This window comes from Devosia lucknowensis, assembly GCF_900177655.1.
Taxonomy (GTDB): domain Bacteria; phylum Pseudomonadota; class Alphaproteobacteria; order Rhizobiales; family Devosiaceae; genus Devosia; species Devosia lucknowensis.
On sequence record NZ_FXWK01000001.1, the window covers coordinates 1,685,013 to 1,710,561 of the forward strand.

At 64.0% G+C, this 25,549-nt stretch carries 25 protein-coding genes and 1 other RNA gene; 9 read left to right on the forward strand and 17 right to left on the reverse strand.

Features of this window, described 5'->3' with window-relative positions; genetic code table 11:
• Nucleotide 1: 1 nt before the first annotated feature.
• The 8 genes from CCK88_RS08295 to CCK88_RS08330 are packed head-to-tail and all read right to left on the reverse strand — an operon-like array spanning nucleotide 2 to nucleotide 8,563.
• A complete protein-coding gene (locus tag CCK88_RS08295) occupies nucleotides 2-1,429 on the reverse strand; it encodes a carboxylesterase/lipase family protein (RefSeq protein WP_086469981.1) in 1,428 nt (475 codons plus the stop codon).
• Nucleotides 1,426-2,370, reverse strand: a complete 945-nt coding sequence (locus CCK88_RS08300) for an ABC transporter ATP-binding protein (protein ID WP_086469982.1) — start codon at nucleotides 2,368-2,370, stop codon at nucleotides 1,426-1,428. The genes CCK88_RS08295 and CCK88_RS08300 overlap by 4 nt, the downstream gene beginning before the upstream one ends.
• On the reverse strand, nucleotides 2,367-3,386 hold the full coding sequence (locus tag CCK88_RS08305; protein ID WP_244557459.1) for an ABC transporter ATP-binding protein: 1,020 nt from the start codon (nucleotides 3,384-3,386) through the stop codon (nucleotides 2,367-2,369). The genes CCK88_RS08300 and CCK88_RS08305 overlap by 4 nt, the downstream gene beginning before the upstream one ends.
• On the reverse strand, nucleotides 3,383-4,327 hold the full coding sequence (locus CCK88_RS08310; RefSeq protein WP_086469983.1) for an ABC transporter permease: 945 nt from the start codon (nucleotides 4,325-4,327) through the stop codon (nucleotides 3,383-3,385). Before CCK88_RS08310 ends, CCK88_RS08305 begins: the two co-directional genes overlap by 4 nt.
• 1 nt (nucleotide 4,328) lies before the next feature.
• Nucleotides 4,329-5,231: an ABC transporter permease gene (locus tag CCK88_RS08315; RefSeq protein ID WP_086469984.1), complete on the reverse strand. Its 903-nt coding sequence runs from the start codon at nucleotides 5,229-5,231 to the stop codon at nucleotides 4,329-4,331.
• Nucleotides 5,232-5,233: 2 nt separating this feature from the next.
• Nucleotides 5,234-6,802, reverse strand: a complete 1,569-nt coding sequence (locus tag CCK88_RS08320) for an ABC transporter substrate-binding protein (RefSeq protein WP_170926396.1) — start codon at nucleotides 6,800-6,802, stop codon at nucleotides 5,234-5,236.
• Between the two features lie 19 nt (nucleotides 6,803-6,821).
• Nucleotides 6,822-7,202, reverse strand: a complete 381-nt coding sequence (locus tag CCK88_RS08325; RefSeq protein ID WP_086469986.1) for an AtuA-related protein — start codon at nucleotides 7,200-7,202, stop codon at nucleotides 6,822-6,824.
• A complete protein-coding gene (locus CCK88_RS08330) occupies nucleotides 7,199-8,563 on the reverse strand; it encodes an acyclic terpene utilization AtuA family protein (RefSeq protein WP_086469987.1) in 1,365 nt (454 codons plus the stop codon). Before CCK88_RS08330 ends, CCK88_RS08325 begins: the two co-directional genes overlap by 4 nt.
• Before the next feature lie 45 nt (nucleotides 8,564-8,608).
• On the opposite strand from CCK88_RS08330, the gene CCK88_RS08335 reads away from it, so the two are divergent.
• On the forward strand, nucleotides 8,609-9,358 hold the full coding sequence (locus tag CCK88_RS08335; protein WP_086469988.1) for a GntR family transcriptional regulator: 750 nt from the start codon (nucleotides 8,609-8,611) through the stop codon (nucleotides 9,356-9,358).
• Here the strand turns inward: CCK88_RS08335 and CCK88_RS08340 are convergent.
• Nucleotides 9,350-9,910 carry a helix-turn-helix transcriptional regulator gene (locus CCK88_RS08340; RefSeq protein ID WP_244557460.1) on the reverse strand — a complete coding sequence of 187 codons (561 nt, stop codon included), beginning with the start codon at nucleotides 9,908-9,910 and terminating at the stop codon, nucleotides 9,350-9,352. The genes CCK88_RS08335 and CCK88_RS08340 overlap by 9 nt on opposite strands.
• An 82-nt stretch (nucleotides 9,911-9,992) precedes the next feature.
• Here CCK88_RS08340 and CCK88_RS08345 point away from each other — a divergent pair, with 82 nt between their 5' ends.
• From CCK88_RS08345 to CCK88_RS08355, 3 genes are read left to right on the forward strand one after another with little or no spacing between them, the layout of a single operon-like run.
• The gene (locus CCK88_RS08345) at nucleotides 9,993-10,706 is read left to right on the forward strand and encodes a CoA transferase subunit A (protein WP_086469989.1); all 714 of its coding nucleotides are present in this window, start codon (nucleotides 9,993-9,995) and stop codon (nucleotides 10,704-10,706) included.
• Nucleotides 10,706-11,362 (forward strand): 3-oxoacid CoA-transferase subunit B, encoded by a 657-nt coding sequence (locus CCK88_RS08350; RefSeq protein ID WP_086469990.1) that lies wholly within the window; start codon nucleotides 10,706-10,708, stop codon nucleotides 11,360-11,362. The genes CCK88_RS08345 and CCK88_RS08350 overlap by 1 nt, the downstream gene beginning before the upstream one ends.
• Nucleotides 11,359-12,534 (forward strand): acetyl-CoA C-acetyltransferase, encoded by a 1,176-nt coding sequence (locus CCK88_RS08355; protein WP_086469991.1) that lies wholly within the window; start codon nucleotides 11,359-11,361, stop codon nucleotides 12,532-12,534. Before CCK88_RS08350 ends, CCK88_RS08355 begins: the two co-directional genes overlap by 4 nt.
• 9 nt (nucleotides 12,535-12,543) lie before the next feature.
• Here the strand turns inward: CCK88_RS08355 and CCK88_RS08360 are convergent, their stop codons facing one another.
• The 4 genes from CCK88_RS08360 to CCK88_RS08375 all read right to left on the reverse strand — a co-directional run bounded on the left by CCK88_RS08360 (nucleotide 12,544) and on the right by CCK88_RS08375 (nucleotide 15,278).
• Entirely contained in the window at nucleotides 12,544-13,032 is a 489-nt protein-coding gene (locus CCK88_RS08360) for a GNAT family N-acetyltransferase (protein ID WP_086469992.1), read from the reverse strand.
• Nucleotides 13,033-13,041: 9 nt separating this feature from the next.
• Nucleotides 13,042-14,049 carry a DUF4424 domain-containing protein gene (locus tag CCK88_RS08365; protein WP_086469993.1) on the reverse strand — a complete coding sequence of 336 codons (1,008 nt, stop codon included), beginning with the start codon at nucleotides 14,047-14,049 and terminating at the stop codon, nucleotides 13,042-13,044.
• A 111-nt stretch (nucleotides 14,050-14,160) separates the two neighbouring features.
• Nucleotides 14,161-14,487 carry a nucleoside triphosphate pyrophosphohydrolase family protein gene (locus CCK88_RS08370; RefSeq protein WP_086469994.1) on the reverse strand — a complete coding sequence of 109 codons (327 nt, stop codon included), beginning with the start codon at nucleotides 14,485-14,487 and terminating at the stop codon, nucleotides 14,161-14,163.
• The gene (locus CCK88_RS08375; RefSeq protein ID WP_086469995.1) at nucleotides 14,484-15,278 is read right to left on the reverse strand and encodes a thymidylate synthase; all 795 of its coding nucleotides are present in this window, start codon (nucleotides 15,276-15,278) and stop codon (nucleotides 14,484-14,486) included. Before CCK88_RS08375 ends, CCK88_RS08370 begins: the two co-directional genes overlap by 4 nt.
• A 112-nt stretch (nucleotides 15,279-15,390) precedes the next feature.
• Between CCK88_RS08375 and CCK88_RS08380 the strand changes: the two genes are divergently transcribed.
• Nucleotides 15,391-15,678 (forward strand): YdeI/OmpD-associated family protein, encoded by a 288-nt coding sequence (locus CCK88_RS08380; protein ID WP_244557461.1) that lies wholly within the window; start codon nucleotides 15,391-15,393, stop codon nucleotides 15,676-15,678.
• Nucleotides 15,679-15,694: 16 nt separating this feature from the next.
• Here CCK88_RS08380 and CCK88_RS08385 read toward each other — a convergent pair whose 3' ends face one another.
• Nucleotides 15,695-16,246 (reverse strand): YkgJ family cysteine cluster protein, encoded by a 552-nt coding sequence (locus CCK88_RS08385; protein WP_140048929.1) that lies wholly within the window; start codon nucleotides 16,244-16,246, stop codon nucleotides 15,695-15,697.
• 140 nt (nucleotides 16,247-16,386) lie between these two features.
• Here CCK88_RS08385 and CCK88_RS08390 point away from each other — a divergent pair, with 140 nt between their 5' ends.
• A complete protein-coding gene (locus tag CCK88_RS08390; protein WP_086469997.1) occupies nucleotides 16,387-17,625 on the forward strand; it encodes an alpha/beta hydrolase family protein in 1,239 nt (412 codons plus the stop codon).
• Between the two features lies 1 nt (nucleotide 17,626).
• Here the strand turns inward: CCK88_RS08390 and CCK88_RS08395 are convergent, their stop codons facing one another.
• Entirely contained in the window at nucleotides 17,627-18,199 is a 573-nt protein-coding gene (locus tag CCK88_RS08395) for a thermonuclease family protein (protein ID WP_086469998.1), read from the reverse strand.
• Nucleotides 18,200-18,263: 64 nt separating this feature from the next.
• Here CCK88_RS08395 and ssrA point away from each other — a divergent pair.
• From ssrA to CCK88_RS08410, 3 genes are all read left to right on the forward strand, one after another.
• Nucleotides 18,264-18,621: a transfer-messenger RNA gene (gene ssrA, locus CCK88_RS08400) on the forward strand.
• A gap of 112 nt (nucleotides 18,622-18,733) precedes the next feature.
• Complete coding sequence (locus CCK88_RS08405) at nucleotides 18,734-19,222, forward strand: SspB family protein (RefSeq protein WP_086469999.1); 489 nt, start codon at nucleotides 18,734-18,736, stop codon at nucleotides 19,220-19,222.
• A gap of 13 nt (nucleotides 19,223-19,235) precedes the next feature.
• On the forward strand, nucleotides 19,236-19,448 hold the full coding sequence (locus tag CCK88_RS08410; RefSeq protein WP_086470000.1) for a ribbon-helix-helix domain-containing protein: 213 nt from the start codon (nucleotides 19,236-19,238) through the stop codon (nucleotides 19,446-19,448).
• Between the two features lie 131 nt (nucleotides 19,449-19,579).
• On the opposite strand, the gene CCK88_RS08415 is transcribed toward CCK88_RS08410, so the two are convergent.
• Entirely contained in the window at nucleotides 19,580-23,212 is a 3,633-nt protein-coding gene (locus tag CCK88_RS08415) for an AsmA family protein (protein ID WP_086470001.1), read from the reverse strand.
• Nucleotides 23,213-23,350: 138 nt separating this feature from the next.
• The gene (locus CCK88_RS08420) at nucleotides 23,351-25,510 is read right to left on the reverse strand and encodes an esterase-like activity of phytase family protein (protein ID WP_086470002.1); all 2,160 of its coding nucleotides are present in this window, start codon (nucleotides 25,508-25,510) and stop codon (nucleotides 23,351-23,353) included.
• Nucleotides 25,511-25,549: the final 39 nt, after the last annotated feature.

Sequence of the window (25,549 nt, forward strand, 5' to 3'; positions counted from 1 at the left end):
GTCAGGGAAAGGTCGCGTAGAGCGGCTCGTCCGGGATGAAGGCGGGCCAGTCGCAGGTGCCGTTTCGCGCAAACCCCAACAGCGTCCGCGTCATCCGTCTGGCGAGCACTGCCGCCGCACTGTCGCCGTCTGCGAGCGGCGTATTGGCGAGACTGCCAAAGACAAACGGTTCGTCGAACCCGTGCGCGGCGCCGAGCTTGCCGCCCTCGAAGGCCGGCACCCACTCGAACTGATAGCCAATACCTGTGCCGCCGGAAGCGGCATGAGCCGCGAGGGTCTTCAGTGCCGGATCGCGATAAATGGCGCGCGAGAGGAAGATTTCTTCGTATTGGGTGAAGCCGAGGCCGGGTTGCTCGGCTTCCAATGCCGCCAGCGCCGCCTCGGCGTCGTCAGGCCGGAACCGGCCGATGGATGCCAGCAAGGCCTCCCGGCTCGTGACGTCGGGCATCATGCCGAAGGCATACCACATGCGCGCTTCGTCCCGGGTCCAGCCGGTGACGATCCGATGCGCGGCGAACCGGCCGGAGGCAAGTCCGTCCAGCGGGTGTCGCTGCAGGCTCGCCCCGTCGAGAACGATCCCGAAGGTGCGGCCACCGGGCGCGTTACGCTCGCCGAGATGGGTGGCGAGGACCTTGTCCTGAACCTCGAGAATGGTTTCAACAGGCAGCGCCTCGAGCGCTGCGACATCGCCTCTGGCCACGCCCGCCCTGTCGAGGAAATCGTCGGCCAGCGCTGCCGCGGTTTCGGGAGCAATGATGCGGCTGGCAGGGCCGCTCATGAGCCAGACGCGGCGGTAAAGATGGTCGATGCCATCCACCCCGAACAATGCTGAAATGGTGAAAGAGCCCGAGGACATGCCGGCCAGCGTCACGTTATCGGGGTCGCCGCCGAAGGCCGAGATATTGTCATGGACCCAGTGCAGGGCCGCGACGAAGTCGAGCATGCCGCGATTGGCAGCGGCGTAGTCCGACCCGAAGGCATCGCCCAGCGCCAGGAAACCCAGGGCGCCGACGCGCATATTGGGCCGGACCAGGACGACGTCGCCATCCTGCGCGAAGGCCTCGTCGCGGTGGAACGTACCGTGGGCGGAACCCGTCTGGAAGCCGCCACCGAAGGCATGGACGATGACCGGTCGGCGCCGGTCGTCGGCTTTGGGCGTATAGATATTGAGGTTGAGGCAATCCTCGCCGGTTTCGAACCCATCGCCTCTCGGCGCCCAGGCCGGCATGGTGCGCTTGACCTGCGGCGGCGCGAAACCGAAGTGCGTGGCATCAACCAGCCCACTGTGCTCCACCGGCACGGGTGGCCTGAACCGTAGCGGACCGATGGGCGGTTCGGCGTAGCGAATGCCGGTGAAGCGCTCGCCCAGCGCCGTGCGCAGGCCACGATACTGCGCCTCGCGGCTGCGGACGTCGATGGTCTCGCTCATGCCGCCATGGCCTTGTCGAGCAGGTGGCACGCCGCTTTCTGACCGCCACCGACATCGCGCATTGCCGGCTTTTCAGTGGCGCAACGATCGAAGGCATGCGGACAGCGCGTGCGGAATGCACAGCCGGAGGGAACGGCATGGGCGCTGGGAATTTCACCCTTGAGCCGTGCCCTCTGGCCACTCCCCTTGCCCGGTGCAGAGGCAAGGAGAGCTTGTGTGTAGGGGTGGGCGGGCGCGCCATAGATGCGGTCGCGGGGGCCCTGCTCGACGATTTCGCCGAGATACATGACGCCGATCTCATCGCACATGAACTGCACGACCCGCAGATCGTGCGAGATGAACAGCATGGTGGTGTTATGCCGGTCCTGCAGGTCACGCATCAGGTTCAGCACCTGCGCCTGCACCGACACGTCGAGCGCACTCACCGGTTCATCGGCGACGATCAGCTCGGGATTGGTCGCGAGCGCCCGGGCGATGGCGATGCGCTGGCGCTGGCCGCCGGAAAATTCGTGCGGATAGCGGTCGAGCGCAGCGCGCGGCAGGCTGACTTCGCTGAGGAGACGCTCAGCCGTCCGCAACTGCTCGGAGGGCGTGCCGACGCCATGGACCAGTTGCGGCTCGACCAGCGTGTCGCGCACGCTCATGCGCGGGTTGAGCGACCCGAACGGATCCTGAAAGATCATCTGCATATGCCGCCGCTCGGCCCGCAGGTCGCGGGAGGACAGCGTCGCCAGGTCACGGCCACGGAAGTTGATGGTGCCGGCGGTCGGCTCGGTGAGACGCAGCACCAGGCGCGCCGTCGTGGACTTGCCCGAGCCGGATTCGCCGACGAGGCCAAAGGTCTTGCCACGCGGAATGGTGAAGCTGACGTCGCGCACGGCCTTGACCGACTTGAAGCTCTTGGAGAGGCCGGATACGGCCAGCATCGGTTCGGAACTCATGCGCTTGCCTCCAGGGGGTGCCAGCAGCGGATGTCGGTTTTGCCATGCGGGGCCAGCGCAGGACGCGTGGCGCATTGCGCGTCGGCCCGGGTGCAGCGCGGCGCGAAGCGGCATCCAGAGGGCCACTGCCCCACAGGAGGCACGGTGCCGAGGATAGGCGTCAGCCGCGTGCGGCCATCGTCATGGGCCGGCACGGCATCGATAAGGCCGCGGGCATAGGGATGAGCCGGACGATGAACGACGTCCTCGCTGCGGCCGCGCTCGACAACGTCGCCAGCATACATGACCACCGCGCGATCACAGAAATCGCCAACCACTTCAAGGTCATGGGTGATGAACAGCATGGCGAGGTTCAACTCGCGGCGCATATCATCGAGGAGGTCGAGCACCTGTGCCTGGATGGTGACGTCCAGTGCCGTCGTCGGCTCGTCGGCAATGATGAGCGACGGCCCGCAGGAAATGGCGAGGGCGATCATGACGCGCTGGCGCATGCCGCCCGAGAGTTCGTGCACATAACCCTTGAGGATGTCGCGCGCACGCGGGATGCCGACGCGGTCGAGCAGTTCCGCCGCGCGATCCGTCGCGGCCGATTGGCTGAGCCCGAGATTGTGCTTGAGCGTATCGGTCATCTGCCTGCCGATGCTCAGCGTCGGATGCAACGCCGTCATCGGCTCCTGGAAGATGAACCCCATATGCCGTCCGCAAAGCTTGCGCCGGTCTTTCGGCGACAGGCCCGAAATGACCTTGCCGTTGAGGGTGATAGTGCCGCCGATCTCAGCATTCTCGGGCGCGATGCCCATGATGGCGCTGGCGGTGATGGACTTGCCACAGCCGCTCTCGCCCACCAGTGCAACGGCCTCGCCGGCACGGATGGCAAAGGATACATCCGTGACGATGGGCAAGAGGCCATCGGCGTTGCGGAATGAGAGGCTGAGGTTTTCGACCTCCAGCACGGTCCTGGGATCGGCTGAAGGCGAAACCCTGTCGGCCGGCATTGGGGCAATATGCGCGGTCATTGGTAGCGTATCCGGGGATCGAGAAGGGCGTAGATGAGGTCGATGATAAGGTTCAGAACCGCAAGGACCAGCGAAATGGTCAGGACGCCGCCTTCAACCAGCGGATAGTCGCGCCGACCGACAGCCTCGACGAGCATCCGCCCAAGACCGGGCAGCGCGAAGATGATCTCGATGGCCACAGCGCCGCCGAGCATATAGCCGGCAGAAAGGCCCGCGACGGTCACGACGGGCATGGCGGCGGTACGCATGGCGTAGCGGCCGATCACCGTCTTTTCCGGCAGGCCCTGGGCCCGCGCGGTGGTGATGTAGGGCTCGTTGAGCACGTCGAGCATGGACGAGCGCATCATGCGCGTCATCAGGGCCGACTGGCGGACACCCAATGCGAGCGCCGGCAGAAAAATGGTGGCGCCAAACGCGATGAGACCAGCATCAGGCGGATTGTAGCCCGCGACCGGGAACCAGCGCAGCGTGACGGAAAACAGGAAGATCAACAGCAGCGCAAACCAGAATTCGGGCAGCGAGATGCCGAGCACCGCCGTGGTGACGACGCCGCGATCGATCGGCTTGTTCCGGTTCATCGCTGAAATCAGGCCCATGGTGACACCGATGGCGATAGCGAGGGTCAGGGCCACCAGCGTCAGCAGGATCGTGACGGTGGCATAGCGCGGAATGATCTGCATCACGGGCTCGCGGAAGAAGATCGAATTCCCCAGGTCGAGCGTGACTATGCCCTTGAGCCAGATGAAGAACTGGATCCAGATCGGTTGATCGAGCCCCAGTTGCGTCCGCAGTGCCGCGATCTGTTCGGGTGTTGCCTGATCGCCCAGCATCATGCCGGCCGGATCGCCCGGTGACAGGCGGAGCAGCAGGAAGACGAGGATCAGCGGTACGAAGATCGTGGGCAGGATAAGGAGAAAGCGTTTGCCGAGATAGCGCAGCATGTCAGCGCCTCCGTGCCAGGCGCGGATCGAGAATATCGCGCAGACTGTCGCCCAGAAGATTGAGGGCAAGGATGGTGAGCATCAGCGCCAGACCCGGGAAAATGACGATCCAGGGCGCCTGGGCGATGTAGTTGCGGGCTTCGGTGAGAGCGTTACCCCAGCTCAGCTCCTTAGGGCCGATGCCGACGCCGATGAAGCTGAGACCGGCTTCTCCAAGCACTGCGGCCGAAAAGATGAACGACGCCTGCACCAGAATGGGAGAGGAAACGGCAGGAAGAATATAGCGGGTGAAGAGACGCAGCGTCGGCACGCCCACTGAGCGTGCAGCTTCGATCATCTGCAATTCGCGCACCACCAGCACCTGACCGCGCACGATGCGCAGGGACGGTGCGATCAGCACGATGGAAAGCGAGGTCACGACAGTCGTCATGGACGGACCCATGATGCCGGCGGCCGCCGTAGCCAGAACAATGCCCGGGAAGGCCATGAGGCCATCGACCAGCCGCATCAGCACGACGTCGACCTGGCGGTAAAAGCCGGAAATGGCGCCGAGGACAACGGCGATCGACATGGAGATGACGGTGACGACAAGGCCGACGAGCAGCGACGTGCGTCCGCCATGGAGCACCATGTTGAACATGTCGCGGCCGAGATTGTCCGTTCCGAAGAAATGCTCGGCGCCGGGCGGAATGAAACGGTCGGCAGGGCTTACCTTGAGCGGATTGCCCGGTGCAAGCACCGGCGCGAGGATCGCACCCAGGGAAATGACCAAGAGGATGGCGATGGAGACCATCGCCGTGGGATTGGCCAGAAGCCGCTGCCAGACCGACTTGTTGGTGGTGACGAAGACTTCTTCGTCACCACCGGTCAGGCGGTCGGGAGATATCGCCTGAGGAACGCTCATGTTCAGTTCGCCGCCGGCGGTGCGACGTTGTAGAAATCGTAGCCGCGCGCCGGGACGCGAGCCGGATTACCAACGCCTTCACGGATGCCGTACATGTTGGATTCCGTACCGTACTTGACCCATGGGAACTGGTCATAGGCCAGTGCATGGATTTCCTCGAAGATTTCCTTGCGCTCATCGGGATCGATGGTCGAGGCCAGCTTGTCCATCAGCTCCATCTTGGTCGGGTCGGTCCAGAAGCCGGGATAGGTGGCGTTGAGGTAGGCGATCGAGGTCGGATCGACATAGGTCGGCAGGAAGCTCGAGAAAGCGTCCATCTGCGCGGAGTCGGCGCGGGCCTGGATGTAGTTGGCCATCGGCGATTCCACGATTTCGACGTTGATGCCGTATTCCTCGAGCTGCTGGGAAGCGGTGATCGCGGTCAGGTAGTGCTTCTGGTACTGCTCGGATGCCACCAGCCAGCGGATCGGCTCGCCATTGTAGTTGGAGGCGGCGAGGTATTCCTTGACCTTGTCCGGGTTCGGCGTGCCGAAGCCTTCGGGGACGCCAGCAGTGGTGTACCAGAACGAGTTGGGATCGGGGATCCAGCTCGGATCGAGCGTGTAGAATTCGGGATTGCCGACCGAGGCGAGCATGATCGGCTCCATCTCGAGGGCGTAGTAGAAGGCGCGGCGCAAGTTGACGTCGGCCATCGGGCCGTCCTTGGTGTTCAGCACCACGGCCAGCGACTGATTGTTGGGCACGACGACCGCTTCGGTGTTCGGGTCGTTCTGCAGCGCGTCGTAGAAATCGGTCGGCAGTTCCATGGCGATGTCGATTTCGCCCGTGATCAGCGAGTCACGACGCACCGAGGCTTCCGGCATCAGGCGAAGCTGGATGGTATCGGCATAGGCGTGCTTGGCGCCAGCAGCGGCCGACGAGGGTTCGCTACGCGACTGGTAGTCTTCCCAGCGGGTGAGCGTCGCGCCCTGGTCGGGCGTGTAGCTGCTGATCGTGTAAGGGCCGGTGCAATCGAGATTGCGGGCCGCTTCGGTCGGGCTGGCGCCTTCGAGCGAAGCCTGCGACAGGATAATGGCCTGCTGGCCGGCAAGAATGCCCGGCAGGATCGGCGTCGGCGTATTGAGATTGAACTGGATCGTGCGGTCGTCGACGGCCTCGATGGAGTCGGTCACGCCCTTGAACGAAGCGCCGATGCCCGCGGATTCGCGGAAGCGGTCGAGCGAGGCGACGACGTCGGCCGAGGTCAGGTCCGCGCCGGACTGGAACTTGAGACCGTCGCGCAGGGTGACGGTGAGGGTCTTGCCGTCTTCGCTATATTCGAAGCTGTCGGCAAGCATGGGCTGTGGCGTCCAGGATTCATCGACGCCGAAGAGGCCTTCGCAGGCGATCGAGGCGGTGAGCCAGTTGACGCCGAAGGTGGTGACCACTGGATCGGGCGACGGCGCCATCTGCGAAATGCCGATGCGCAGATTGCCGCCGCGCTGCAGGTCCTGCGCCAATGCCGGCTGCGCGGCAACGACGGCGAGCGAAGCGCCGGCAAGCAGCATGCGCTGCAAGGTCTTGGTGTTCATGTTCTTCCTCCCTTGGTCCTTAGGGGACCGTTTGCAATGCGGGCTGGGGCGTTTGGCCGCCGCCCGGTTCGACCGGCACCAGGACATCGAGACCCAGTACGAGATAGCTGAGGCACTTGCCGTGCGTATCGACGGCAAGGCTGGAATTGACGCCGCCCTCGAGCGCATCCTCGATGACGAAGTTGAGGGCGCCGAGTTTGGGCAGTTCATAGCGCTGGACGTCGGTGACGCCGCGATGGGCGAAAAGGGCCGCCACGCGCTCGGCCGTGACCTGATCGCGCAGGATCGGCCAGTACCGCTCGTCATAGGCGATGACGTTGACGTTGAGCCGGTTGCCCTTGTCGCCCGAACGCCCGTGTGCGATGGCGTGGAGCTTGGTGACGCGTGTTCCACCGCTCATGATTGCGCCTCATGGAAATGGAAGCTCGGCGAGACGAGATCGCGCTCCACGAGATGGGACAGCGTGCGCACGCGAGGCCGCACGCTCTGGCGCACGCCGCCGCCGCCGGCCGGCCCGCAGCAATAAAGCGCGTTCACTTCCTGCACCGCCCGCTCGACGTCCTTTTGCGACGCGGCACCGAAGGCGAAGCGGACGCGGTAGTCGCCTGAAGGCGTGTCGTCGAATTCGGCGAGAAGGTCGCCATGGTCGGAATCGAAGGCGCTGACCGTGCCGAAGATATCGGCGCGATGGCGCACCTGCAGGGCGCGCTTTTCGATGCGCTCGTTGATCGTGGTGATGGCGAGCTTGGCCCGGGCCAGGGCATTCGAGCCGGCGTAGGAGATTTCGGCCTCGCCCAGCCAGTCGCCGTAAAAGCTGACGGTAGCCTTGAGCTTGGCGGGTGCAGCATGGCCCCTGGCGCCGGAAACCCGGACGCGATCGGGACCGACCTCTGCCAGTTCCACGCCGGTGACATCGAGCGTCACGTCGGGGGTGAGGTAGGAGGACGGATCGTGGATCTCGTAGAGCAGCTGTTCCTTGACGGTCCTGAGGTCGACCACGCCACCCGTGCCTTCGGCCTTGGTGATGACGAAGCTGCCATCGGCTTCGACCTCGGCAATCGGGAAGCCGATATTGGCCGTATCGGGAACATCCTTGAAGCCGGGATCGGCGAAGAACCCGCCCGAGACCTGCGACCCGCATTCGAGCAGGTGCCCGATCAGCGTGCCGGCGGCCAGGCGGTCGAGATCGTTCCAGTCCCAGCCGAAATGGGCCACCAGCGGCCCCAGTGCCAGCGCCGGATCGGCCACGCGGCCGGTGACGACAACCTGCGCACCGGCGAGGATAGCGTCGGCGATGGGCTTGGCCCCGAGATAGGCGTTGATGGCGATGACGTCGCCATCGAGATCGGGGAGGCGGCCGTCGCCCTCCCAGCGCTCGGTCGCATCGAGGTCGATGCGGCCTGCGAGATCGTCGCCAGCGACGACGGCGATCCGCAGTCGGCCAAGGCCCAACCGGTTCGCGATATCCTGGATAGCGTTGGCCGCGGCGGGCGGATTGGCCTGGCCGAAATTGCCGACGATGGTAATGCCGGCCGCGACGCACTGGGCAAGCACGGGTTCGAGCAGATCCTCGAGCAGCGGCTCGTAGCCCTTGGCGGGGTTGTTGCGTTTGGCGATCTGTCCAAGGGCGAGCGTGCGCTCTCCGAGGGTCTCGAAGATCACGGCGCCGCCCTGCCCTGCGGCAGCGATCGACGCTACCACGGACTGCGGCGCATCGATCCGATCGCCCGAGAAACCTGCACCACTGCCGATACGAACCACAACGATCCTCCCTGATCGCTGATATCATCGAGATGATTATCGATAATGTCAACGATGATTGTGTGGCTGTGGAACTCTGGCTATGGTGAAGCGACCAAATCAGCTGGAGCCGGCCTATCGATGCGCGCCCCTAAAGTACCGACAGACCAGTCAAAATCCTGGGAATCCGTATATCGGGAGCTGCAGCGCCAGATCATCGCCGGACAGCTGAGGCCGCGCGAACGGCTGGTCGAAGACGAGATCATGGCCCGCACCGACGCGACTCGCCACGCCGTGCGGAAGGCCTTCGACGAACTCGAGCGCATGGGGCTCGTCATCCGCCAGCCCAACAAGGGCGTGCAGGTGCGTGACTACTCGATCAACGAGATCGAGGAACTCTATGAAATTCGCGATTGCCTGGAGCGACGGGCCGCGCACCGTTTTACCCAACCCGCCGACGACGCCCTGGTGCAGCGGCTGACCGATATCGCCAGCCAGCACCGCGATGCCTCGCGGGCGCAGCGCTTTGCGGACGTGTTCTCGCTCAACAATGCCTTTCACGAAGTGCTGTATCGCGCTGCGGGCAACCAGCAGCTTGCCGATGCGATCCTCCACTACACGTTCGCCACGCACCCCATCCGCACCCGCGCCTTTCCCAGCGAAGAGCTTCGCGAAATCGCGATTTCCGAACATTTCGGGATGGTCGACGCCATAGCAAAGGGAGAAGGCGCGCGGCTTGCCGAGATCGTGCACGGTCACATTACGCGGCCCAAGGATTTCTATCTCAAGGCGACCTACATTCAGGCGTCACTCTAGCGTCGTCGGCTGCGACAGGAACCAGGCCACCAGCTCCGCCGAATTGGCGACACCCACAGAGCGCGAAAGCCGCAAACGGTGCGCCTCCACCGTCCGTCGGGACAAGCCGACCTCCCGGGCGATGTCGGTGTTGGTCTTGCCCTGCGCTACCAGCGTCATGATCTGGCGTTGCCGCCCCGTCAGCTTGAGCGTCGTCGCCGAGACCGGGCGGCTCATCGGCTCGAAGCAATAGAGCGCCGCGGCGAACGGATCGGCGGCGTCCCGCGCCCGGCCGTTCACCCGGCACCAGAAGCGTTTGCCATCGGCACCCGCCATCACCCGCTCGTCATGGTAGACGGCGCCGCCCGGCAGATGATGTCGCCACATCTCGCCGGTGCGCACAAAGTCGGCAATGGCCGGATAGAGCCTTGAAAAACTCGTGTCCACGAGGTCCTGCCTGGCATAGCCGAACAGCGCCGCGAACTCGGCATTGCAGTCACGGATGATCCGGTGGGTGGCGAAAACCATCGGCACGGGCATGTCGGCGAGGGTGAAAATCGGAGGCGAGGCCATGTGGTAGAAATACGACTAACAGCCCTGCCCCGACAAGACCTAGCGTTTGGGAAAGAACCTATTGGAGGATGGGGAGGACGCCATGCGCAAGGTCCATTCCACCGTCGCTGAAGCCCTTGCCGGGCTTCTTCGCGACGACATGACGATCATGTCCGGCGGCTTTGGGCTGTGCGGCATTCCCGAGGCCCTGATCGAGGGCATCGAACTCTCCGGCGCCCGGGGACTGACGGTCATCTCGAACAATGCCGGGGTCGACGGCATCGGTCTTGGCCGGCTGCTGAAAACGCGCCAGATCCGCAAGATGATCTCGTCCTATGTGGGCGAGAACAAGCTCTTTGCCGAGCAGTTCCTGTCAGGCGAGCTTGAGCTCGAATTCAATCCGCAGGGCACCCTGGCCGAGCGCATCCGCGCGGGTGGCGCGGGCATTCCGGCCTTTTTCACCAAAACCGGTGTGGGCACCATCATCGCCGAAGGCAAGGACGTCCGTAACTTCGATGGCGAAGACTTCGTGATGGAAACCGGCCTGGTCGCAGACCTCGCCGTGGTGCATGCCTTCAAGGGCGATGCCGAAGGCAATCTGGTCTACCGGATGACCGCCCGGAACTTCAATCCGATGATGGCGACGGCTGGCAAGGTGACGGTAGCCGAGGTCGAGCATCTGGTACCCACTGGCACGCTCGATCCCGACCATATCCATACCCCGGGCATCTTCGTCGACCGCATCGTTCACGTGCCCAGCCCGGTCAAGCATATCGAGCAGCGCACGACCCGAAATCGAAGCGAGGAGATTGCCTGATGGCCTGGACCCGCGATCAGATGGCGGCCCGCGCCGCCCGGGAGCTGCGCGACGGCTTCTACGTCAATCTCGGCATCGGCATTCCGACGCTGGTGGCCAATTATATTCCCTCGGGCATGGATGTGCGCCTGCAGAGCGAAAACGGCATGCTGGGCATGGGCCCGTTTCCCTATGCGGGCGAAGAGGACGCAGACCTCATCAATGCCGGCAAACAGACCATCACCGCCCTGCCCGAGACCAGCTTCTTTTCGAGCGCCGACAGCTTTGGCATGATCCGCGGCGGCCATATCGATCTCTCGATCCTGGGCGCCATGCAGGTCGCGGAAAACGGCGACCTCGCCAACTGGATGATCCCGGGGAAGATGGTGAAGGGCATGGGCGGTGCCATGGACCTCGTGGCCGGCGTCAAACGCGTCGTCGTGGTCATGGAACACGAGGCCAAGGGTCAACCGAAACTGCTGCGCCAATGCAACCTGCCCCTCACCGGGCAGCGCGTGGCCGACCTGGTGATCACCGATCTCGGCGTCTTTGCCATCAACCGCCGCGGCCCGGTCGAGATGCGTCTGATCGAACTGGCAGACGCGGTGAGCGTGGACGAGATCAAGGCCAAGACCGAAGCCCACTTCATCGTTGATCTCGAGGAGCGCGCCGCATGAGCGACATCGTCATCGTCAGTGCCGCACGGACCCCTGTCGGCAGTTTTCTCGGCCCGCTTTCGAGCCTGCCGGCACATGACCTGGGCAGCGTCGCCATCACGGCAGCGCTCGAACGCGCAGGCGTCGGGCCCGAAACGGTGGACGAAGTCATCCTCGGCCAGATCCTGACGGCAGGAGCCGGCCAGAACCCGGCGCGACAAGCCGCCATGAAGGCCGGCATTTCGGCATCGGCGACCGCCTTCGGCATCAACCAGCTGTGTGGCTCAGGCCTGCGCGCAGTCGCCCTCGGGATGCAGCAGATCCTTTCGGGCGACGCGACCATCGTGGTGGCAGGCGGCCAGGAATCCATGTCGCAGTCGCCGCATTGCCAGATGTTGCGCTCGGGCACGAAGATGGGCGCTGTCAGCCTCGTCGACACCATGCTCAGCGATGGCCTCACCGACGCCTTCGGCGGCTACCATATGGGCGTGACGGCCGAAAATGTGGCACGCCAGTTCGGCATTACCCGTGACCAGCAGGACAGCTTCGCGGCATCGAGCCAGCGCAAGGCCGGAGATGCCCAGGCCAGCGGCCATTTCCACGCGGAAATCGCTCCCGTCACGATCGAGACGCGCAAGGGTGTCACGGTCGTCGATGCCGACGACCACCTGCGCCCCGAGACCAGCGTCGAAACGCTCGCCAAACTGCGACCTGCCTTCGACAAGGACGGGAGCGTCACCGCCGGGAATGCGTCGGGTCTCAACGACGGCGCGGCAGCGCTGGTGCTGATGCATGCCAATGAAGCAAGCCGGCGCGGTCTGACGCCACTCGCCAGGATCGCATCCTGGGCCACGGCCGGCGTCGACCCGTCCATCATGGGCACGGGCCCGATCCCGGCCTCCCGCAAAGCGCTGGCGAAAGCGGGTTGGAGTGTGGCCGATCTCGAGCGCGTCGAAGCCAACGAGGCCTTTGCCGCCCAAGCCTGTGCCGTCAATGCCGGCATGGGCTGGGATCCCGATATCGTCAACGTGCATGGTGGCGCCATTGCGCTGGGCCATCCGATCGGCGCCTCGGGCGCGCGCGTGCTCGTCACCCTGCTCCACGAATTGCAGCGGTCCTCGCTCAAGCGCGGATTGGCAACGCTCTGCATCGGCGGCGGCATGGGCATCGCCATGTGCGTCGAGGCAAACTGAAACTGTCCGCTAGCTCGCGGCGCCCAGCTTTTGCAGGGCGTCGCCATCGATCCGGACCTTGGTCCACTCGTCCTGCATGACCCCGCCCTGGCTCTTGTAGAAGCGGATGCTCGGCTCGTTCCAGTCGAGCACCCACCATTCGAAGCGGCCAAGATCCTCTTCCACGCAGCGGCGCGCCAGATGCACCAGCAGCGCCTTGCCGATGCCCTTGCCGCGCAGGGCCGGATCGACGAACAGGTCTTCCAGCCAGATGCCATGGCGCCCCTGGAACGTCGAATAGGTGTAGAACCAGAGGGCAAAGCCGACGGGCTGTCCGTCCCATTCGGCGATCTCGCAGAACACCTTGGGCGCCGCGCCGAAAAGGTCGCGGGCGATATCGGCCTCGGTGGCCTTGGCATCGTGCTCGAGTTTCTCGTATGCGGCGAGCCGGCGGATGAATTCGACGATTAGCGCGGCATCGGCCGGCGTCGCGGGGCGGATGTTGAGGGGATCGGACATAGATCGCGGCTATTGCGGCTCGTAGCGCTGAAGAATGAGGATTTCGAGTTCCTGCTCGGGCCAGAAGTTCTCCTTGACCATCTCAAAGGTGGTTGGCCCGATCTTCTTGACGTCCTCTCCGCAGAACGAGACGAGGTTGCCCTCTTCGCCCTTGTCGACGACGAGCCGGAAATGCTCGATGCCGCCGCCAGCCCAATTGCCACCCGTCGTCAGGATGTAGGAGATCCAGTTCTCGGTGAACGGAGCCGACCACGGCTCGTCGGCACTTGCGAGCGTCTTGCGGACCGCCGCAAGGAAAGCATCGTCGGTACAATACTTCTGCGCATACTCCGCCGCCGGATCGTAGTCCTCGTAGGGTTCGGAGAGAAAGGCCACGCCGGCCGTGCCGCCGACGCTCGGCTTGTAGCGATGCTCAACGGTCACCGTCTCGCGCGCCGGAAACGTCGCTTCCCAGGTGTAGGTGGCGCGATAGGTCCAGTTCGGCCAGTGATGCTTCTCCCAGCCCTCGCCGGCATCGTATTCGTCCGGAATGGCCATGCCCAGATGCAGGAGTTCGGCGACCTGATCGGCGCCCAGCGCGTCGACGGCGTCGATCGCCTCCTGGCTGATCGGCACGATGGGAATATCGAGTTTCTGGAGAAGCTTGGTCCGATCGACGCCGGCCGCAAAGGCATATTCGTGCAAGGTCGCGTCCACCGGATCGCCGTTGAAGGTGGTGCGGAATTCGAAAAGGTTGTCGGGCGGGCCCATCGGAAAGGCCACGGGAGAGAAATGGTCGGGCACGATATCGGGCATCGGGAAGGCGACGAGCAGGTCGTGGTCGGTGTCGCTGTCGTTCCGGAATGTATAGACGACCCGGATCTCGTCGCGGGAAATGAACAGCTCCTCGCGCTCCATGGCAATCTCGCCATGCGAAACGAATTCGAGGCCGCCCGTGGTCAGAACGGCCGCCGTGTCGTTTGCGGCGACAGGCATGACGGAAAGAGCCAGAAGCCCGGTCAGCAAGCGCTTCATCATCGATCCTCCCCTTGGGATTTCAACCCTGTGCAGCCGGTTTCCGATTCTCGGCCGCAACTTGAACTCAGCCAGTCTTAGCCGCTTTTCCCGAGCCCGAGAATGGGCACCCGGTTACGGCGTCGGGGACCGCCCGAGATATTGGAACCACTTTCGCTCCAGCGCAGCGTCGAGATCGATGCCATTGTTGCGCGCGAACAGCAGCAGCATGGCCAGCACATCGGCGGCTTCGTCTTCCAGTGCCTGGCGGATCTCCCCGGCGTCGGCGCCCTCGAGCCGCCCGCGCCCGGTCGACTTCAGATACTCGGCGCTGAGCTCCCCCAGTTCTTCCTGCACCTTGAGGAGATACCAGTCATTGTCGCGGGCGATGTCGTTGCGCGAGGCATAGGTATCCGAGACTTCGGCCACCAGCTCCGACAGCTCGGCCAGAGACCGGCTCATACGGCGATCGGCGCCTTGATGCCCGGATGCGGATCGTAACCTTCGAAGGCGAAATCCTCGTAGACGAAGTCTTCGATGCGCTTGCGGTCCGGGTTCATCACCAGCTTCGGCAAGGGTCGCGGGTCACGGGAGAGCTGTAGTTGTGCCTGCTCGAAATGGTTGGAATAGATGTGCGCGTCGCCCAGTGTATGGACAAAATCACCCACTTCGAGATCGCAGGCCTGCGCCACCATATGGGTCAGAAGTGCATAGGACGCGATATTGAAGGGCACGCCGAGGAAGGTGTCGGCGGAGCGCTGGTAAAGCTGGCAGCTCAGTTTTCCGTCGGCGACGTAGAACTGGAACAGCGCGTGACACGGCGGCAGCGCCATGTTGTCGACCTCGGCCGGGTTCCAGGCCGAAACGATGTGTCGGCGGCTGTCGGGCTTGGCCTTGATCTGGTCGATCACGGCCTGAAGCTGATCGATATGGCGACCGTCGGGCGCCGGCCAGCTGCGCCATTGCGACCCGTAGACGGGACCAAGATCGCCGTTCTCGTCGGCCCACTCGTCCCAGATCGTGACGCCACGCTCCTGCAGCCAGCGCACATTGGTTTCGCCACGGATGAACCAGAGCAGTTCATAGATGATGGACTTGAGATGCAGCTTCTTGGTGGTGACCAGCGGAAAGCCCTTCGAAAGATCGAAACGCATCTGGTAGCCGAAAATCGATCGCGTCCCGGTGCCGGTGCGGTCGGACTTGTCGGTGCCGGTTTCGAGAATGTCGGAAAGGAGCTTGAGGTAGGGCTGCATCCGACAAATCTAGCGTGATTCGCTGAACCGAGTCGGGCCTCGGCGAATTCAACTGACAGCTTTGCGTGGGAGACCGGTATAGTCTGTGCCCACGCCGCATTCGGAGAGTGACATGGGCCGGCCAAAGACCGACATCGACCACAACATCCTGGGCTCGCCCATTCCAAACAAGCTGTTCCGGCCGCTCCAGCCCATGCCCGATTTCGTGGCTGCGGCGCTGAAGGCGCGCGGCCTCGTCGAAAAATACGAGGCAAGGCCGGACTACCAGCGCAACGACTACCTGATGTGGATCAACAATGCCAAACGCGACGAAACCAAGCAGAAGCGCCTCGCGCAGATGCTCGACGAGCTCGAAGCTGGAGGCGTCTACATGAAGATGAAATGGAACGGCGCCAGTTAGGCCTGCGTCCCGAGCGCTACGCCAAGGCGCTGTAGAACACCGTTTCGTCGCGCTCCCAGGCGTGGCTCTGGTCGATATGGGCGAGCGACCAGGCAAAGACCTTGTGCATCTCCCGTAGGTCGCGCGCGGCCACCGCATCTTCCAGGAGCTCGTTGACCCGCATCTTGGCTGGCAGGTGCCCCTCGGGCCCTACCCGCTCGAATTCGACGGCGATGCCTTCGGCAACCCAGGCTCCAACCATGCCGGCAAAATCCTCGGAGATGAGGAACTCCGTGAGTTCGAGCACGAGGATGGTAATGGTGTCGTTATTGAAACTTTCCGAGCGGATGACGACGCCACTGCGCTCGGGATGCCATTCGGGCCCGAGCTCGGGCAGAAAGAAATAGCCGCAGTAAAAGCCGCGGCAGACCGCGGGACGCACGTCATAGACGGTGCAGCCACGCCCTTCCGCACAATGACGGCAAAGGCTGTTCGCCGGCTTCTGCAGCGTTTCGACGCGAATAGGGGCGAAGGAGCAGCAGGCGGTACACGATCCGCAACTACGGCCTTCCAGAACTTCAAGCGACACGGCGACACTCCTTGCCCGCACTAAGCGGCAAAGCGCCCACGCTGTCCAGCGCCTGCAATATCGAAAGCCATTCGAAAGCAAATGAATGATTTGCCTTTTCGTTTTGGACGGATAGGCTGCGCGCAATCGAGGAGGAAGACATGCGGTTGATGTTGGCAGTGGCGCTCCTGACGAGCATGGGAGGCGTAAGCATGGCTGAGGGCAATCGGATTGACATCCAGCGACCGGATGCACCGGAACTGGCCGCACCGGGGGATTTCGACATCGGCGTGCGCACGCTCGAACTTGTGCACGCGGATCAACCCGACGTGCTTGGTGGGGGCACCTATGACCGCCCGCTGACTGTGGAAGTGTGGTACCCGGCCGATCTCGCCGGTGGCACTCCGGGGGGCGACTACACAGACGTGCAGATGGCCAACAGCGACCTTAAGGTTACCCTGCACGGCCAGGCGGTTCGTGACGCGGCCCCCTTGGCGGCCGATGGCCCCTACCCGCTCGTCATTCTGTCGCACGGCTTTCCCGGCAACCGCTTCCTGATCAGCCACTTCGGCGAAAATCTCGCCAGCAAGGGCTATGTCGTCGCCAGCATCGATCACTTCGAGAGCACCTATGAAAACCAGCTCGGCTTCGCCAGCACGCTGGCCAACCGCTCGCCCGACCAGCTGTTCGTGCTCGACGAGATGGCCCGGGCCGGCGATTTCCTAGCAGGCATGGTCGACGGCGACAACAGCGCCATCATCGGCTATTCCATGGGCGGCTACGGCGCGGTGCTGAGTGCGGGAGCGGGTCTAGCCGAAGCCGCCGGACAGATGGGAATGGCTTCGCCCGAGGCACTGGCGGGATTGATGGCCGGTTCGGATGCCTACGCAGCCGCTCGCGACCCGCGATTGAAGGCCGTCGTCGCGGTTGCCCCCTGGGGCGGGCATTTGGGCCTCTGGGACGATACAGGCCTTGCCGGCATCGACATTCCGCTGCTCATGATCGGCGGATCGGTCGACGAAGTTTCGGACTACGAGAACGGCATCCGCCGCATCTACGAAGGTGCGGTCAACGCGGACCGCTCCATGCTCACCTTTCAGGGCGCTGGCCACAATGCGGGCGCACCGATGCCGCCGCCCGAAGAGGCTACAGCCGGCGGTCCGGGCAGTCCGTTCGAGCACTATGCCGACTTCGTCTGGGACAATGCGCGGATGAACAATATCGCCCAGCATTTCGTGACGGCGTTCCTCGACCTGCACCTCAAGGGCGATGCAGATAAGGCTGCCTATCTCGAACTCGACGGCGGAACCTGGAACGCGCCGGCCGGCGACCGGACCTGGAAAGGCTTTGGCGAGCGGACGACCCGCGGCCTCGTCTTCGAACACCTCAGCGCGGAGTGACCTAGCACCAGCCCTCGCGGCGTCCACGCCACTCGTGGGCGAGACCTTCGGAGACCAGTTGCTGGCCGAGGGAGCGGCCGTCGCGCTCGACGATGCGCAGCTTGCGTCCGTACTGGTCCTCGTCGCGATCAATCGATGCGAGCGAGAAGACGCCGGCATTGAGCAGCTGCGTCAGCCGCTCGGTCGCCCTGCGCCCCAGTTGCGCTTCGTGGGCGCATTGCGGCGAGCCGGTTTCGGGCGTGTTGATGTCGGCGATGCGGTACTTGGTGCCGTCGAGCCAGAACGTGTCGCCATCGACGACGCAAGTGACCCGAACCGACCCGCTGCAGAGACCGAAACTGCGCGACCAATCCTGCGCAACCGAGGTCTGTGGTGCTGCGGCGACGAGCATGTCCGGCATGCGGACGTTTTCCAGCCACTGCCCCGCCGTCGTATCCTGAAGCGCCATCACGCCCAGCGCGCCGAGCATCACGGCGACCATCGCCGTCGGCACGATGGAGAGTCGCGCGAGTAGCGTCTGTAGCCGCTGACGCCTGGCATGCTTCTGCCAATAGGCTCTCGTATTCGTATTCATGCCCGCCTCCAGTGGAGGTGGAGCATGCTCGTGACCTGTTAATCAGCGCTGAATTTGGCGGCCGCCATTTGCATCCGGCCGGGGCGTCACCTATATAGGGTCTGCTCGCAAGAGCTATGGCGATAAACTGTCATTGTAATAAACCCATCGGACCCGGGGGCAGTACCCGGCGTCTCCACCATCTCCCCCTTTCGGGGAGGAGCCACTGGGGACGAAATAGGATCGACGAGGGCGTAAAGAGTGTGCTTTCGCTCGGCATTGTACCGCCGTTATCGGGCTAAAACTTATAGTTGCCAATGACAACCATAAGGCTCCGGTCGCTCTCGCCGCGTAAGCGGTGCTAGCACTGGGAATTAAAGTCCTCCACTCCTAGCCGGGTGGCAGGCGGGGTTCGCAGGCACCTGGCAACAGAAGCCTGCACTCAATTCCATTTGCCGCATGAACTTGCACCCTTTGTTCTTGAATTATCCGGGAACGTAGGGCTGATATGGGCCGTTCGGATTCTGTCCGGTTGACTATTGGAGTAAGGGCAAAATGGCCGAAGACCACATGCGATATGACATTCTCGCCCAGGAAGCCCTGCGCGGCGTCGTCCGCAAGGTGCTGGCCGAAGTGTCCCGGACCGGCCTGCCCGGTGACCATCACTTCTTTATTTCCTTTGCGACGCGCGCCCCCGGCGTGCGCCTGAGCGAAGAGTTGCTCAAGCAATACGACAAGGAAATGACGATCGTGCTGCAGAACCAGTATTGGGACCTCAAGGTCACCGAGGCTGCGTTCGAAGTCGGCCTGAGCTTCAACAGCCAGCCCGAAATGCTCCACATTCCCTTCTCGGCCATCAAGGGCTTCTTCGATCCCAGCGTGCAGTTCGGCCTGCAGTTCGATCCGGCAACCGCACCGGACGACCGGGACGCCGAAGAGAAGGCGGCCGATGCCCGCACCGAGGCCGCCGATGGCGAGCCCGCATCCGGCGAAGCGTCTGGCGAAAAGGTCGTGAGCCTCGACGCCTTCCGCAAAAAACCCTGATCCTGCACCAGGCATGGACAAGCGATCCTTCTCCATTGCCGGACACCGTACGTCGATAGCCCTCGAGCCCGAATTCTGGGACGCGCTCGAGGCCATTGCCAGCGAGCGGCAATTGAGCCTCGCCAGCCTCGTTCGCGAGATCGATGAAACGCGAACCACGACCAACCTGTCTTCTGCCGTGCGGCTGGCCGTACTCGCGTGGTACCGGGACGGCCGCGAGAGCTAGGCCATCACCATCTCCCTCCCCAAAAACACCCTACCGCCCTCCGACTTGATCCTAGGGCCCGTTTCGACGCATGCCGGAGTGTTGACAGGTTCTCGGGTCAAGCCCGAGGACGGTACCGTGGATGGGCAAAACTATTGGCTCGGGAAGAGCTGGATCGGCTGGTTGACGTCGTTGCCGATGGGCTGATTGACGCCGGGCTGGAAGCCCAGGTTCAGCGGGCCTGAGGGCGCTGCGGGCTCGGGCTGCTGCGGAGTGGAGAGTTCAGGCGGCAGGTCGATGCGGTCCATTTCCTCTTCGAGCTGACGCAACTCTTCCATCCGCAGTGCCTCTTCCCTGCGACGACGCTCCTCGATGAGGCGATTGCGCTCCTCGGCCGCGGCCCGCTGCCGGGCTTCGTCCTCCAGCCGCAACGCTTCGAGCCTGTCCACTTCGAGCTCATTGGCGCGGACCTGGATGGACGCGACCATTTCAGCGAGATCGACGGTGACCTCAGGCGTAAGCAGGGTGCCGGCGATCTGTGCCACGATACGCGCCGTGTCGCTCTGGACGAGGCCGTTGGGGTCGTTGAAGTCGCGCGGCGTCAACACGAACCGCCCGTCGAGATCGAGTTGATCCAGCATCAGGTTGAGGCTGCCGGCAAGTCGCGCGCCGGTGCCTTCGATGATGAGATTGGCCAGACGGACGGTACCGCCCGCAATGGTGAAAGCGCCCTGCGCCTGATCGGCGGTGAATGGCCCACGCGCCAGCGCGAGGCTGATCAGCGTTTCGAGCGCATCCGCATCGGTATTGAGCACATCCTCAAAAGCCGAGATCGCTGGGAAGACTTCGCCCGCAAGACCCTCGGCAGCAAAATCCGCCACGGCAAAGTTGCCCTCTCCGGTCATGCCCCGCATGACGTCGGCAAGGCTTGCGCCGCTCCCTTCGAACTGCACCCCGCCATCGAGCCTGCCCGAAAGCCCCTGCGCCAGGAGGCCCGGCGCAATGGCTCCGAGATCGACTCCGGAAACCGTCGCCTGACCGGAGACCGTCCGATCGGTCAACGGTCCCGCGCAGCACAGGTCGACGGTCAGGTCGAGCGAGCCGCCGCCCACGGCTGCGCCGAGCCCCTTTATCGAGACACTTTCGGGACCCCATACATAGTTGAACGTGGTCTCGCCGGAGACAGTGCGTCCCCCCAGAGATATCGATGGCGCGGTGATCGTGATGTCGCCGCGCGATGGACGAGCGATGTCGCTGGCCGCCAATGGACCCTCGGGCCAAACGGCGCCCACTGCACCAATGAATGCACTTTCGCCAAAAAGGGCACCTGCGAGGCCAGCGAGCTCCAGACCGTCCGCGTCGATCGCTCCGCTGAAACTGGGCATCTGCCCGCTCCGCTGCATTGCAATGCGGCCGCCAAAACCGGTATCGCCGGCGACGCCGGAAATGCCGTCGAGCGCGAGGCTCCGCAGTCCTTCGAACTGAAGGGCCGCCGTCGCTTCGAGGCCCGGCAGGCTGGAGCCGCCGACGCCGGCCAGGGTCGCAATGGCCGAGCCATCGTCGAGAAGCACTTCGAGCGTGCCTTCGCCCGCGATTTCGCCCGAACCGGAAAGGCGTAGGCCACCGGCATAGCTGATCGATTGGCTGCCCTGGCTCAATGCCACGCGGCCTTCGAAGCCATCGGTTCCGCTGCCTTCGGCAAACAGGCTGGCCAGCAGACTGCCTTCGCCATCCGCAAATGCCACGCTGTCCCAGCCGAACTGGCTCAGCGCCGCCGCACTGTCCTGCGCTTCGAGGGAGCCAACCAGACGCAGATCCTCCACCGCGAGGGCGGGCAGACCACCGGCCATTTCCGCGCGCAGGTCGAGCCGCGCCGCGCCGACATCACCGCCCGCAGTGAGCACCTGCCCCTCCCCGCCATCGACGTCGGAGAGAATGAACTGCAGGCTGAACGGAAGCGCCCTGGCAATGGCCTGCTGCCATCCGAAGGGTATGCCCGCCATCTCATAGATCACACCGAGCCCGGGCGCGTCCGGATCGGCGACACCGAGATCCCCCGAACCCGTCACCCAGGGCTGGGCAAGAGTTCCGGAAATGCGGGCCGTGGTATTGAGCATCACCCCGCCCCAGTCGCTCGCGGCAAGCCGGGAGAACCGGACAGCCGACGGAGACCATTGCGCCTCGGCGACGAGATCCTGCGCGGGCAGCCCCATCACGTCGACCCGCCCGGCCGTGATCGAGAAACTGCCATCGGGAAAGCTGATGGCAAAATTCGCGTCGCCGGTAACATCGGGAACGAGCGCCTCGAGCGCCTGGGTGCGAAGGGTATCGAGTTGGCCCAACGTCAGCACGGTATCGAGGCGAGGCTCCGCTCCGAACCCTATGCGCAATTCCAGGCCATGCTCCTGCCCGTCAAGCGTCAGCCGTCCGTTGCTCAGCCCGAACGCATCGCCGGCCAGCATCAGCCGTCCGGTGAGCGAGCCTTGCATGTTGAACAGCGGATTGTTCTCGACCGGTCGTTTCCAGACCTGCGACAGCGCTTCGAGCCGTCGCGACACGACGCTGACATCCCCGACGAAACCAGCAACGCCGCCGTCATTGGAGGCGGTGCCTGAAAAGCGCATTTCCGTCTCGCCCGGCAATCGCGCCACCGCCTGTTCCACAGTCCAGGTTGCGCCATCCGTGGTGGCGTCCACCCGCACTTCCCGCAGGGCGAAACCACGCAGGCCGACTTCCGCGAGGTCGATGCCCAGCCTTCCCTCGATGGGCGGCAGCGGCGGCGCAGGGATTTCCAAGAGCAGCCGAACGAACTCGTAGGGCTGTTCCGCGGCCACTTCGCTGGCATCTCGAGGCGGCAGGGAGAACACGCCACCCGACACGACTGCATCGAAGCTGGGGCGGACACCCAGGCGAATGCTGGCCGCGCCCGTGAGGCGCATGCCGGCCCGGTTCTGGTCGGGATTGAGCGTATAGCCGGACAACACGACGCGGTCGGTATTGATCGTCACTTCGCTTTCGAGCAGCAGGTCGCCCCTGATATCGTCGGCCGCATCGGCCTGGGGCGGCGCCTGGCGATAGGCCATCGTACCGGCAAAGCGCGGTGCCGCGCCCGGCGAAAGAGTACCATCGAGCGTCAGCGAATACGCGCCCAGCGCCTCGCGGAGGAAGCTCGATACCCGCGTATTTCCGTCGCCATCGACCGCGGCGGAATTGAACCGAAGGTCGTACCGCGTCTCGCCGTAATTGCCCGCGCCCTGAAACTGAAAGGGTCCGGACAGGCTCGACAGCCGCAAGTCACCGTCGACACGGTCCAGCACATAAGTTTCAGCCGATCGGAGGTCCTCCAGCCGGAGGCTGCCATTGGCTATGCCGGCATGGCCGAGCGCAACGCCGGCTCCCGCGCCGCTCAGATCGACGCCGCTGCTCAGAAGACCATTTTCATCGATTGTGAGATTGACGACCGGCCGCTCGAGGCTGAGCGCGGTGACATTGTAGATGTCGCGCAGGAAATCCATGAGCACGAATTCGGCCTCGACCGCGCCGACGGTGGCGGCGGGCGATTCAGCATCGCCCACGACCACATCGGTAAAGGCGAGCCGTGGACTGGGCAGGAGCGAGAAGGAGATATCGCCCCGAATCGTCACATCGGCGCCCAGCACGCCGCTGGCCAGGACTTCCATGCGATCCCGATAATCGCCCCAGGTGATGAAGCGCGGAACAAGAAATGCGCCGGCCAGCACAACGATGGCGAAGATGCCGACCACGATATAGATGCGATTGAGCACTGTGCCTGTTCTGTCCCGGCTGAAACCGGTGTGAGTGTAGGCAGTTGGCGGGCGTGCGCAAGCCGCCTCAGGTCCTTTTGAGCACAGGAAAACGGCCGGGCAGATGCCCGGCCGCCGTCAAGGTCAAGGGAGGTGACCTTAGAGTGCGCCGATGGACCAGAACATGGTCTCCCCCGAGGCGTCGTCCACACCGTCATTGTCGGTAATGGCATAGCCCACGCCGTCGGCGTCGATGGCGAAGCTCTCGACCTTGTCGAGCACGTAGCCGTTCGTGGCCGCGAGGTCCGGAATGAAGTCGCGGACCAGTTCCTTGCTGACGACAGGAAGCGCGGAGCCGAGTTCGGCGGACACCAGATCGGTCAGCGGGACGCGGTAGAGCGCCTTGAGTGCTGCCTTGTCGCCGATCTGGTTGTCGCGCTCGACGATGTAGGCGAAATCGCCATGGATGGTGATTTCCGAGAGCCCGACCCAGGCGCCTTCGGCAGGGGTTTCGAGCGGATAGGCCACCGCACCCCAGGTGGCGGATGCCGGCTTGTAGGCGAGCAGTTTGACCTGGCCCACCGGATCGTCTCCCCACTCGCGCTGGATGGCGACCCACAGCGTTTCATCATCGCCTTCGCCGGTGCGCGCGATCCCTTCGGCGCCGAAGCGCTTTTCGCCGCCCAACACTGCTGCCGGGAAAGGCACTTCCGCCTGGATCGCGCCATCGGCATCGACATGGTAGAGCGCGTGCGGCACGAGCTTGGCGCTGTCGCCTTCCGAGGCCAGCCAGAAGCCGCCTTCACCATCGAGCGTGATGCCCTCGACATCGAGCTTCTGGGCGGCATCGCCGTTGCGGGTGATGACGGTCTTCTTGATGATGCGCGCCGGCATTGCCGTGGCATCGATCGTGTAGATGGCCGGCTGGGCATGGAACACGCTGTCGCTGACGGCATAGAGCAAGCCGGACTGTTCGGCATCGGCCACCGCGCCGGAAATCGCGGCCCAGCCGATCGGACGGCCGTCTGCATCGAGATCGGACACCAGCTGGGGATAGCTGGCCTCGCCGTCGGTCATTTCGTAGACCATCACGTGGCTGCCGACGCCGCCATCTTCGCGCAGATCCGCCTCATTGGCGGTGGCGATGAGATTGCGCGCGGGAATGGCGACCACGCCCTCGGGCGAGATGCCTGACGGCAGCGCCTGCACGAATTCGGGATCGGCGCCGGTATCCTTGTAAACCGCGATCAGCGACGAGCGCTCTTCGGCGACGAAGATATACTGCGTGTCGCCGAAGGTCGCGACTTCCAGGCCTTCCGGCTCCACGCCCTTCTTGTTGCGGTGCTCGGGATAGTGGCCAAGTGTTGCGGCGGTATGATCGAGTTCGTTGCCGCTGTCGAACAGCACTTCGCCGGTGCGCGACAGGATGGAAAATCCGCGCGAGCCGCCGTTCCAGTCGCCTTCGTTGGCGATGACGATGCGATCGGCGTCGAGCCACTTCACCGAATCCGGCTCGCGCGGCACGTCGGACATGCTGCCCTCGAAACGCAGGGCGCCATCGCGCTTGGTATCGACATCGGAGACCGAGGCGGTGCCGGCGGAGAAACGGCCGGTGACTTCGGCTGTCTTGCCATCGATGACGACGATGGTGTTGTTTTCCTGAAGCGTCAGGGCGATTTCGTCGTTGTCGTTGAAATCGACGAATTCGGGCTCGGGGTCTTCGCCGAAAACATCCGCAAGCCCGGTGACATCGACAGTCTTAAGAGTGGCCGCCTCGACATCGAAAATGACCAGGAAGCCGGCAGGCATCTGCGGCAGGCCGCCATCGCCGAGCTCCTCGTCGCGTTCGTTCTCGATGGCGATGGCGATCAACGTACCGTCCTTGTTGCGCGCAACGGAGTCCGGTTGCCCGCCGAGCGCGTGTTCGGCGTCCACCGACTGCGTCGCGATGTCGACGATCACCAGCTTGCCGGAGGGGGCGGTGTAACTTTCGGACGTGTTGACGCCCACATAGGCCTTGTCGCCGATGATCGCCACCGATGTCGGTTCGCCCTCGAGCGGCAGATAGCCGGCAGGCTTGGGCGCGCCGGGCTCGGTAATGTCGACAAAGCCGATGCCGCCGCCCGGGCTGTCCGAGTAGATCAGCGTCATGCCGTCTTCGCTGGCGGTGATGATCTCGGACGAGGTGGCTTCGGCGTCAGGCGCATTGAGCGCGACCGGAAAGCTGGCGATGCGATTGAATGATTCCGCGGCGTGGGCGCCGGCGGTGGAGAGCAGCAGGGCTGCGCTCAGGGCTACGAGACGCTTTTGGGCAAGCATGATGGGTCCCCAGGAACGATGCGGAGCCCATTAGGCATG